The sequence below is a fragment of the Kitasatospora sp. NPDC004240 genome (assembly GCF_053603215.1).
The window spans coordinates 1-10864 of sequence record NZ_JBSGFD010000248.1 but is presented as its reverse complement, the minus strand read 5'-3'; the positions used below and the strand labels follow the sequence as shown (position 1 = coordinate 10864).

The 10864-nt window shown below is 74.5% G+C and carries 8 protein-coding genes; 2 read left to right on the top strand and 6 right to left on the bottom strand.

All coding sequences use genetic code 11. The features are described 5' to 3' along the window. Positions 1–1053 (top strand): carbohydrate-binding protein (locus tag ACWEQL_RS37570; RefSeq protein ID WP_452155267.1); only part of this gene is annotated, 1053 nt, incomplete at its 5' end. Between the two features lie 114 nt (positions 1054–1167). Here the strand turns inward: ACWEQL_RS37570 and ACWEQL_RS37565 are convergent. Next, the gene (locus tag ACWEQL_RS37565; RefSeq protein ID WP_452155266.1) at positions 1168–2205 is read right to left on the bottom strand and encodes a YncE family protein; all 1038 of its coding nucleotides are present in this window, start codon (positions 2203–2205) and stop codon (positions 1168–1170) included. A gap of 112 nt (positions 2206–2317) precedes the next feature. Here ACWEQL_RS37565 and ACWEQL_RS37560 point away from each other — a divergent pair, with 112 nt between their 5' ends. Then, positions 2318–3289: a LysR family transcriptional regulator gene (locus tag ACWEQL_RS37560; protein ID WP_452155265.1), complete on the top strand. Its 972-nt coding sequence runs from the start codon at positions 2318–2320 to the stop codon at positions 3287–3289. On the opposite strand, the gene ACWEQL_RS37555 is transcribed toward ACWEQL_RS37560, so the two are convergent. The 5 genes from ACWEQL_RS37555 to ACWEQL_RS37535 form a co-directional block, all read right to left on the bottom strand. After that, positions 3286–4233 carry an ROK family protein gene (locus tag ACWEQL_RS37555; RefSeq protein WP_452155263.1) on the bottom strand — a complete coding sequence of 316 codons (948 nt, stop codon included), beginning with the start codon at positions 4231–4233 and terminating at the stop codon, positions 3286–3288. The genes ACWEQL_RS37560 and ACWEQL_RS37555 overlap by 4 nt on opposite strands. 76 nt (positions 4234–4309) lie before the next feature. After that, entirely contained in the window at positions 4310–7378 is a 3069-nt protein-coding gene (locus ACWEQL_RS37550) for an alpha-mannosidase (protein ID WP_452155261.1), read from the bottom strand. Between the two features lie 61 nt (positions 7379–7439). Next, positions 7440–8744, bottom strand: coding sequence for a glycoside hydrolase 5 family protein (locus ACWEQL_RS37545; protein WP_452155259.1), 1305 nt, complete (start codon positions 8742–8744; stop codon positions 7440–7442). 125 nt (positions 8745–8869) lie between these two features. After that, complete coding sequence (locus ACWEQL_RS37540; protein WP_452155269.1) at positions 8870–9847, bottom strand: carbohydrate ABC transporter permease; 978 nt, start codon at positions 9845–9847, stop codon at positions 8870–8872. 7 nt (positions 9848–9854) lie between these two features. Continuing rightward, positions 9855–10727 carry a carbohydrate ABC transporter permease gene (locus ACWEQL_RS37535; RefSeq protein WP_452155257.1) on the bottom strand — a complete coding sequence of 291 codons (873 nt, stop codon included), beginning with the start codon at positions 10725–10727 and terminating at the stop codon, positions 9855–9857. Positions 10728–10864: the final 137 nt, after the last annotated feature.

Here is a 10864-nt window from a genome sequence, read left to right as displayed (position 1 = left end):
TCGGTTGGTATTGGTTTTCTATGGTGTGCTTTTCCTATCTCGCTGATCCGCGCGGCGGGGGCGCGTGCCGTGGTCGTGGCCCACGACCTCGGCACGCTGGACACCGCCAGGACGGCGCTGGACCGGGCGGCCGCCGCCCGGCCCGAGGCCGGCTCCGTCTGGTACGTCGACGTCCGCACCAACCGGCTGACGGTGGAGGCGACCACGCCGGCCGCCGCCGAGCGGCTGGTCGCGGCGAGCGGCGTGGACCGCGCGCTGGTCACCGTCCGGACCGTGGAGCAGGCGCCGCGCCCGCTGTACGACATCCGCGGCGGCGACGCGTACTACATGAACGGCAGCGGGCGCTGCTCGGTCGGCTTCCCGATCACCCGGGGCACCACCCAGGGCTTCGCGACGGCCGGGCACTGCGGCCGGGCCGGCACCACCACCACCGGGTACAACCAGGTCTCCCAGGGTTCGTTCCAGGCCTCGGTCTTCCCCGGGAACGACATGGCCTGGGTGGCGACCAACTCCAACTGGACGGCCACCCCGTACGTGAAGGGCTCCGGCGGCGCGAACGTGCAGGTCGCCGGTTCGGTGCAGCAGCCGGTCGGCGCCTCGGTGTGCCGCTCGGGCTCCACCACCGGCTGGCACTGCGGCACGATCCAGCAGCTCAACACCAGCGTCACCTACCAGGAGGGCACGGTCTCCGGGGTCACCCGGACGACGGTGTGCGCCGAGCCGGGCGACTCCGGCGGCTCGTACATCTCGGGCAGCCAGGCGCAGGGCGTCACCTCCGGCGGGAGCGGGACCTGCTCCAGCGGCGGGACGACGTACTTCCAGCCGCTCAACCCGATCCTGCAGGGCTACGGGCTGACGCTGAAGACCTCCGCCGACGGCCCGGGCCCCGGTCCCGGCCCCGGTGACCCCTCCGGCACCTGGGCGGCCGGCACGGTCTACAAGGCCGGCGACACGGTGACCTACGGCGGCGCGAGCTACCGCTGCCTCCAGGGCCACCAGGCACAGGCCGGCTGGGAGCCGTCGTCGGTGCCCGCGCTGTGGCAGCGGATCTGACGGGCGGGCCCGCCGTAACCCGCCTGCCCTGATCGTGTGCCGCGGCCCCTGAGGGGATGGGTCGCGGCACACCGCCCTGCTCCCGGGGACCGGACGCCGGTCGGGCTTCCGGGTTCAGGGCCGGGCGGGGACGTGGACGATGCCGTGCGGACCGGCGTCGGCGTCCCCGCCCACCCGGACCTCCGTCACCACCTCGTGGCGGACCAGGTCCACCACGGTGAGCGTGTCCGAGGCGGTGTTGGACACGTAGCCGAGGCGGCCGTCCGGCGAGGAGTGCACGGTCAGCGGGATGTGGCCGACCTCGACGGAGGCCAGCGGTTCGAAGCCGCCCGGCACCGGGCCGGGGGCGAAGATCCGCAGCCGCCCGTTCACCGGGACGGGCAGCCCGCCGTCCGGCGCGGACGGCGCGAGGTGGACCTCGGCCGCGAGCAGCAGCCCGGTGGCGGTGAGGTGCACCGCCAGGGCGGGTGCCTCCAGGGGCAGCGTCCGGGCCACCTCGCCGCTCGCGGTGTCGATCACCGTCAGGGCGGGCGGCGCGGCGAGCGGGCCGCCGAGCGCCAGCTTCGGGGTGGCCACCACCACCCACCGGCCGTCCGGGGTCGGCGCCAGGCCCTCGCTGCCCGGCACCTCCACCAGGCCGGACGCCCGGCGGCCGACGAGGTCCACCACGGTCACGAAGCCCGCCTCCTTGTTGGCCGCGTACCCCGTGCCGCCGTCCGGGGTGATGGCGAACCAGTGCGGGCCGGGCGCCCCGGTGGCGATCCGGTCGACCACCTCACGGGTCGCGAGGTCGATCACCAGCACCCCGCCGCCGCCCGCCGGGCCGGCCTCCACGCTCACGTACAGCAGGTCGCGGACGGGGTCCAGCGCGAGCCCGTGCGGGGCGTGCTCCGGGCTCAGGTCCAGGGTGTCGACCACCTTCCGGGCGTCCGGGTCGATCACCACCAGCTCGGTGGCGCGCTCGCCGTGCCGCTCGTAGATGCCGTCGCGGTAGGTGACGGTGCAGTAGAGCAGCCGCCGGGCCGGGTCGAGCACCAGCTCGTGCGGCTCGGGCGGCAGCGCCACCTCGCCCAGCGTCCGGTAGTCGTCGGCGGCCAGGAGGACCACCGAACGGGAGCCCAGGCAGGCCACCGCGAGCAGATCGTCACGCATGTCAGTTCCCTTGTCTAGTCGTCGAGTTGACGTCACCGACGGTAGGCCGGAGGAGTGGATTGCGACCAGTGCAACGATGGTCAGGAGTCATTGCGTCGGTGATAATCGACCCGTGCCGGATCTCGACCTCAATCTGCTCGTAGCCCTGGACGCCCTGCTGGAGGAGGGCAGTGTCACCGGTGCCGCCCACCGGCTGCACACCTCCGCCCCGGCGATGAGCCGCACCCTCGCCCGGCTGCGCCGGGTGCTCGGCGACCCCCTGCTGGTACGGGCCGGGCGCGGCCTCGTCCCGACCCCCCGCGCGATCGAACTGCGCACGGAGGTAAGGGCGTTGGTCGCCCGGGGGCAGGCGCTGCTGGTGCCGGTGGGCGCTCCGCGGCCGGACGCGCTGGAGCGCCGCTTCACCCTCCAGGTCGGGGACGTGCTGCTGACCGTCGTCGGCGCGGCGCTGATCGCCGCGGTGCGCGAGCGGGCGCCGGGGGTGACGCTGAGCTTCCTCCCCGAGCACCTGGAGGGGACCGCCGCGATGCGGGACGGCACCGTCGACCTGGAGGTCGGCGTGGTCGACCACACCGACCCCGAGACCCGTACCCAACGGCTCACCACCACCCGGGTGGTGGGCGTCACCCGGGCCGGCCACCCGCTCGCCGGGGGCCGTCCGTCCGCCGGGGGTCACCCGCCTGCCGACGGCCACCCGGACGGTCAGGGCCACCCCGTGCACCGCCCCTCGGTCGAGGAGTACGCCGCCGCCGGCCATCTGGTCGTCACCCGGCACGGCCGCGCGCACGGCCCGGTGGACCACGCGCTCGCCGAACTCGGCCTCACCAGGCGGGTGGTGGCGACCGTGCCGGGCTTCGCCACCGCGCTGCTGCTGATCCGGGAGACCGATCTGGTGGGCCTGGCGCCGGCCGGCTTCGGCGAGGGGACCGCCCGCGCGCTCGGCCTGGCCCTGTTCGAGATCCCGCTGGACCTCCCGGCGGTCGACATCGGCATGGCCTGGCACCCGCGCAACGACGCCGACCCCGCCCACCGCTGGCTGCGCGCCGTGGTGCACGAGGTCGTCGCCGGTCATGCCAGGCCCTAGCGGCGGCCCGCGAGGGTGAGCGCGGCGGCGCCGACCAGGCCGGCGTCCGGGCCGAGGACGGCCCGGCGGACGTCCAGGCCGCGGACGTACGGCAGCGCGGCGTAGCGGTCCAGGTGCCGGGCCAGCGGGGTGAGGAGCAGCTCGCCGGTCTGCGCGACCCCGCCGCCGATCACCACCCGGTGGAGGTCGACCAGGGCCGCCGTGGCGGCGATCCCGGCCGCCAGGGCCTGGGCGGCGCGGTCGAAGGAGGCCAGCGCCACCGGGTCGCCGGCCCGGGCGGAGTCGGCGACCGCGCGGGCCGAGCGGTCCTCGCCGGCCGGCCGCCAGCCCTCGGCCAGGGCGCGGCGGGCGATCGCGGTGCCGCTGGCGAGGCCCTCCAGGCAGCCGCGCGAGCCACAGGGGCAGGGCTCGCCGTCCAGGTCCACGGTGATGTGGCCGAGGTGGCCGGCGTTGCCGCTGGGGCCCGGGCGCACCGCGCCGTCCAGCACCAGTCCGGCGCCGACCCCGGTGGAGACCACCAGGCAGAGCGCGTTGTCGGCGCCCCGCGCGGCGCCGTGCCGGTGCTCGGCGGCGGCCATCGCCACACCGTCCCCGGCGAGGGTCACCGGCAGCGCGCCGGCGGGGCCGCCCACCGCCGGGTGCGCGGCGATCCGGGCGACCAGGGGGAAGTCCCGCCAGCCGGGGATGTTGACCGGGCTGACCGTGCCGCGGGCGGTGTCGACCGGGCCCGCGCTGCCCACGCCCACGGCCCGCACCCGGGCCCAGCCCTCCGCGTCCCCGGCCAGGTGGTCCAGCACCCGCTCCACCACCGTCAGCACCGAATCGGCCGACTCCCGGGCGGGCGTGGGCAGTTCGGTCCGCCGGTGCAGCCCGCCGGCCTCGTCGACCAGCGCTCCGGCGATCTTGGTGCCACCGATGTCGATGGCGGCGGTCAGGGCGGTCACGGCAACTCCAGACGGTGACGACGACGGGCGGCGGCGTCCCCGACCGCGGGACGGGGACGCCGCACGACCGTACCGGTCAGGCCGCGCGCAGTCGCAGGGTGATCAGCTCGAACGGGCGCAGCGTCAGCTCGACCTCACCGCCGGTGAGCGTGACCTCTCCCCGGGTGCCGTCCCAGGGCCGCTCCAGCAGGTCGCAGGGCACCGCCGAGGCGATCGGGAAGGACGCGCCGAGCCGGGCCCGGGCACGGCCGCCGTGCGACTCGTACACCCGCACCACCAGATCGCCGCCGCAGTCGTCCGCGAGCTTCACGGCGCTGACCACCACCGCGTCCTCGTCCACCGTGACCAGCGGCTCCACCGACTGGGCGGTGCCGGTCACCCGGCGCTCCGGCAGGCCGATCAGGTACCCCTCGCGGACCGCGTCGCCGATCCCGGCGCCCGGCACCACCGCGTGCCGGAACCGGTGCACGCCCTGGTCGGTGCGCGGGTCGGGGAAGCGCGGCGCGCGCAGCAGCGAGAAGCGCACCGTCGTGGTGGTCCCGCCGTCCCGCTCCCGGACCGTCCGGGTCACGTCGTGCCCGTACGTCGAGGCGGTGACCAGGGCCACGCCCCAGCCCGGCTCGGCCAGGTGGACGAAGCGGTGGTTGCACGCCTCGAACTTGGCCGCCTCCCAGCTGGTGTTGGTGTGCGTCGGCCGGTACAGGTGCCCGAACTGGGTCTCGGCGGCGTAGCGTTCGGTGTGCAGGTCCAGCGGGAAGGCCGCCTTGAGGAACTTCTCCGTCTCGTGCCAGTCCACCTCGGTGTCGATGTCCAGCCGCCGGGCACCGGCGCGCAGGGTCAGCGTCTGGACCACCGTGGACGAACCGAAGGAACGGCTCACCCGCACCGCCGCCTCCTGCGGCGTGGAGGCGGTCACCGTGACCTCCTCGGCGGCGGTCAGATCGGTCACCGTGTTGCGGTAGAACCTGTCCACGTCCCAGGCGTCCCACATGTTGGGGAAGTCCGGGTGGACCTGCAGCAGATTGGCCCGGGTGCCCGGCGCGACGGCCTCCCTCCCGGCGGCCGGGTCGAACAGCGAGACGATCAGCCCGTCGCCGTCCAGCACCACCCGCAGCAGCCCGTTGTCCAGGACGAAGCCGCCGCCCTCCGCCGTCACCGAGCACCCGCCGGCCGGGTCCTGGGCCGCCACGGCTCCACCGGTCGCGGCCCCGGCCACCGCGGCCCCGCCCGCCGGGACACCGGAACGCCGGTGCGGCGCCGCGTTGAACACCAGCTCCCGCCCGCCCCCGGCCTCCCCGGCCAGCGCCCGCTGCGCCCGCCCGATCAGCTCCTCCAGCTCCGCGCCGATCCGCGCGTACGTGGCCTCCGCCTCCCGGTGCACCCAGGCGATCGACGAGCCGGGCAGGATGTCGTGGAACTGGTGCAGCAGCACCGTCCGCCAGATCCGGTCCAACTCCTCGTACGGATAGGCCAGTCCGGCGCGTACGGCGGCGGTGGCGCACCACAGCTCGGCCTCGCGCAGCAGGTTCTCGCTGCGCCGGTTGCCCTGCTTGGTGCGCGCCTGGCTGGTCAGGGTGGCGCGGTGCAGCTCCAGGTAGAGCTCGCCCACCCAGACCGGCGGCTCGGGGTACTCGGCCTGCGCCCGGGCGAAGAAGTCGGCCGGCCGCTCCCACACCACGGTCGGCGAGCCCTCCAGGTCGCGCAGCCGGGCCGCCTTGCCGACCATCTCGCGCGTGGTGCCGCCGCCGCCGTCCCCCCAGCCGGTCGGCGCCAGTGAGTGTCCGGCCGCCCCCTTCTCCTTGAAGTTCCGTTCCGCGTGGGCGAGTTCGGAGCCCTTCATGGAGCAGTTGTAGGTGTCCACCGGCGGGAAGTGGGTGAAGATCCGGGTGCCGTCGATGCCCTCCCACAGGAAGGTGTGGTGCGGGAACCGGTTGATCTGGCTCCACGAGATCTTCTGCGTCAGCAGCCACCGGGAGCCCGCGTTGCGGATGATCTGCGGCAGCCCGCCGGTGAAGCCGAAGGTGTCCGGCAGCCAGGCCTCGTGGTTCTCGACCCCGAACTCCTCCAGGAAGAACCGTTTGCCGTGCACGAACTGACGGGCCATCGCCTCCGAGGAGGGCATGTTGGTGTCCGACTCCACCCACATCCCGCCGGCCGGTACGAACCGCCCCTCCGCCACGGCCTTCTTGACCCGGGCGTACACCTCCGGGCGGTGCTCCTTGATCCAGGCGTACTGCTGCGCCTGGGACATGGTGTAGACGAAGTCCGGCTCGTCCTCCAGCAGCGCGGTCATGTTGGCGGTGGTCCGGGCGACCTTGCGGACCGTCTCGCGCAGCGGCCACAGCCAGGCCGAGTCGATGTGGGCGTGGCCGACCGCGCTGATCCGGTGCGCCGACGGCACGGCGGGCGAGGACAGCACCCCGGCGAGCTCCGAACGGGCCGCCTCCGCCGTGCCGTTGACGTCCTGCAGGTCGATCGCGTCCAGGGCCCGCCCGACCGCGCGCAGCACCTCCCAGCGACGGGAGCCCTCCACCGGCAGCTCGGCCATCAGCTCGCCGAGCACCTCCAGGTCCAGCACCAGCTCCCACACCGTACGGTCGAACACCGCGAGGTCCATCCGGGCGAGCCGGTACTGCGGCTGCTCCCCGGCGGTCTCCGGATCACCCAACTCGGTGGGCACGAACGGGTGGTAGTCCAGGACCACCGGGTTGGCCGCGGCCTCCACGTGCAGCAGCACCGGCTCACCGCCGACGGCCCGTTCGGCGATCCGCACCCACTGGTTGCGCGGGTTGAGGCCCTTCACCGGGCTGCCGTCCGGGCGGTAGACCAGGCCCTCGCACTGGAAACCCGGCATGTTGGCGTCGAAGCCCAGGTCGATCAGCGCCTCCACGGTCCGCCCGGCCCAGGCCTCGGGCACCGTGCCGGAGACGGTCAGCCAGCTGGTGCTCCAGGGCGCGCCCCACTCCTCGCCGACGGCGATCGGCCGGCGCGGGGCGGCCAGCCCCTCGGCCACCGGGACGGGTTCGCCGGGCGCCGTCCAGATGCCCACCTCCAGCGGGACGGACTCGGGGTACACGGCGGGCAGGACGCGCTCGGTCAGGACGCGCTTGAGGCGGGCTTCGATCAAGGTACGGTCATCGTGCACGGCGGCGGCTCCAGATGTCGTAACCGGTGAACGGGCTCTCGGGCAGGGACGTGACGGATGGTCAGCGTACGTCGTCGCAGGTGACCACCTCGGTGATGCCGCGGGCGGCGAGGTGGGCCGGGTCGCCGGCCCGCTCGGCGAGGACGGTGGTGGGCCGGACACCGTCCTCGGCCAGCCGCATGAACGCCTCGAACACCGCGCCGCCGGGGCCGCACGGCGCGCGCTCGGGCGACCCGTCCTCCCCGCCGGTGTCCACCACCAGCGCGGTGGTGCGCGGCGGGGGCGGGGTCCAGCCGGCGCGCACGGCGGCGACGGCCCCGGCGAGCCGGGCGCCGGCGGGCTTGACCCGGCGGTCGTTGGTCAGCAGGCCCAGGCCGTACTCCAGCTCGGGGAAGTCCGCCAGGGCGCGGTCCACGTCGTGCGAGCACCACCAGGTGACGCCCCACAGGCCCGGGCAGTCCAGGACGGCGGCGACGGTGTCCCCGGTGAACCGGGCGGCCTCCTCGGCGGTGATGTGCGGGGCGGGCGCGCCGACCTCCTGCAGCCAGACCGGCCGGCCGGGATCGTCGGCCCAGGCCTTGGACAGCTCCACCAGGTAGGCGGCGTGCTGGGTGACCGCGGTGGAGCGGGCGCCGTAGAGCTGCGCGGTGCCGTTGAACACCCAGGAGTGCACGGCGGTGGCCCGGCCGAGCCGCGCCGAGTGCCAGGGTGTGAACGGGTGTTCGTCCAGGTAGTGGGCGGCGTCGTAGGAGGCGTGCAGGTGCAGCCGGCCGGGGGCGCCCTCCTCGCAGGCGGCCAGCATCCGGCGCAGCCAGGCGGTGGCCTCGTCGGGGGTGACCCGGTCCGGGTCGGGGTGCGGGTCGCCGGAGAACTGGTCGATCTCGTTGCCGACGGTCATCCCCAGGAAGTTCGGCCGCTCGCGCAGCGCGCCGGCGAGGGTGCGCAGGTAGGCGCTCTGGCCGGCGATGACCTCGGGATCGGTGAAAAGGTTGCGCCGGTGCCAGGTGGTGGTCCAGGACGGCAGGAAGTCGAAGCTGGACAGGTGGCCCTGGAGGCCGTCCACGGCCACGTCCAGGCCGCGGTCGCCCGCCGCGTCGACCAGCTGGACCAGCTGCTCCACGGCGCGCGGGCGGATCAGGGTGCGGTTGGGCTGGAACAGCGGCCACAGCGGGAAGACCCGCAGGTGGTCCAGGCCGAGGGCGGCGACGGAGTCCAGGTCGGCCCGGACGGCGTCGAGGTCGAAGTCGAGCCAGTGGTGGAACCAGCCCTCGGCGGGCGTGTAGTTGACGCCGAAGCGCGGCGCGGGCGTCGGGTCGGCCGTGGGATCGGTGGTCCGGTCGGTCCGGTCGGTCCGGTCGGCGGTCATGGCTGGTCTGCTTCCTCGATCGGCTCCGATGGGGGCGGCAGTGCTCGCGGGTGGTGCTCGGCGATGCTCGACGGTGCTCGCGGGTGGTGTCCGGCAGTGTTCGGCGGCGACGGGGACCATCCCGGTCAGCCCTTCACGGCGCCCTCCTCGACCCCGCGGAAGAAGAACCGCTGGCAGAGCGCGAACACGACGACGATCGGCAGGAAGGCGATCATGGTGCCGGCCGCGATCAGCCGGGGGTTGGCGCTGAACGTGCCGTTGAGGTACTGGAGCCCGACGGTGAGCGTGTACCTGTCCGGGTCGGTCAGCACGATCAGCGGCCAGAGGAAGTCGTCCCAGGCGCCGATGAAGGTGAAGATCACCACCACGCTCAGCATCCCGCGGACGTTCGGCAGGCCCACGTGCACCAGCCGCTGCCAGACGTTCGCCCCGTCCACCAGGGCGGCCTGGTCCAGCTCGGGCGGGACGGCCGCGAACGCCGTCCGCATCAGCAGCACGTTCAGCATCGCGATCGCGCCGGGCAGCGCCACCCCGGGCAGGGTGTCGGCCAGGCCCAGGCTGCGCACGGTCACGTACTGGGAGATGATCGTGACCTCGCCGGGCAGCACCAGGGTGGCCAGGAAGAGGCCCAGCAGCAGCCGGACCCCGCGGAAGCGCAGCCGGGCCAGCGCGAAGCCGGCCAGGGTGGCGCCGAAGGCGTTGCCGAACACCGCCATCGCCGCCACCGTCAGTGAGTTGGCGGCGTACGTCCAGACCGGGATGGTGTCGGCGACCCGGGCGTAGTTCTCCAGCGTCGGGTGCTCGGGCACGAAGCCCGGGTCGCGGGTGTAGATGTCCTCGGCCGGGCCCTTGAGCGAGGTGGACAGCTGCCACAGGAAGGGGCCGATCACCAGCAGCAGGACGGCGAGGAGCAGCAGGTAGCGCAGTGCCGCGCCGGCCGGGGAGGGGCTGTTGAAGCCGCGGGCCCGGCGCGCGCGGCGTACGGCCGCGGTGGCGGACCAGGTTGCGGTGGCGCGCCGGGTGCCGGCGGGCCGGGCGGTGTCCGGCGGGGCGGTGGATGCGTCGGCGGGCGCGGGACCGGTGCGCGGGGCGGAGTCGGGCAGCACGGGATCAGTCCGCCTTCCGGTTGAGGCGCAGCAGGAACAGCAGCGGCCCGAGCGTGATCAGGAACAGCAGCAGGCTGAGCGCCGACGCGTAGCCGAGGTGCCCGGTGAAGCCGCGGCTGTACATCTGGATCAGCATCACCACCGACATGTCGCGCCCGCCGGGCCCGCCGGTGCCCTCCGAGAGCACGTACAGCTCGGAGAAGATCCGCAGCGCGGACACCGATATCAGCACCGAGACCAGCACCATGGTGGGCCGCACGCCGGGCAGGGTGACGTGCCAGAAGCGGCGGACGGCTCCGGCGCCGTCCACGGCGGCGGCCTCGTGCAGCTCGCGGCCGACGTTGGCCAGCGCGGAGAGGTAGATGACCATGTAGTAGCCGAGGCCCTTCCAGGTGGTCAGGGCGATCGCGCTGAGGAGCAGCAGCCAGCGGTCGGTGAGGAAGGGCACCGGGCCGTCGGCGGCGCCGGTGTGCTGGAGCAGGCCGTTGATCAGGCCGCGGTCGTCGAGCACCCAGCCCCAGATCAGGGCCACGACGACGGCGGAGGCGATCACCGGGGTGTAGAAGGCCGTCCGGAAGAAGGTGATGCCGGGCAGCCTGCGTTCGACCAGCAGGGCGAGCAGCAGCGGCAGGACGGTGAGCAGCGGCAGGCAGACCAGCAGGTAGACGATGCTGTTGGTCAGGGCGTCGGCCAACTGCTCGTCGTCGAAGGCGCGTCGGAAGTTGTCCAGGCCGGTGAACCGGCCGCCGCCGAGCGGTTTGGCGTCGGTGAAGGAGAGGATCACCGTGTTGAGCGAGGGCCAGAGGTTGAAGACGGCCAGCCAGACGACCGCCGGGCCGACGAGCAGCCAGGGGGTGAACCAACGCCGGTGGGTCATGCCGATCCTTCCTGGGGGCGGTCGGTCTGGCGGTCGGTCTCCGCGGGCGGCGGCGGGTGCGGGCCGGCCGCCGGCCCGCCGGCGGTACGGGTGGCGGCCGTGCCGTGGCCCCCGCCGCCCGTCGACGGGCGGCGGGG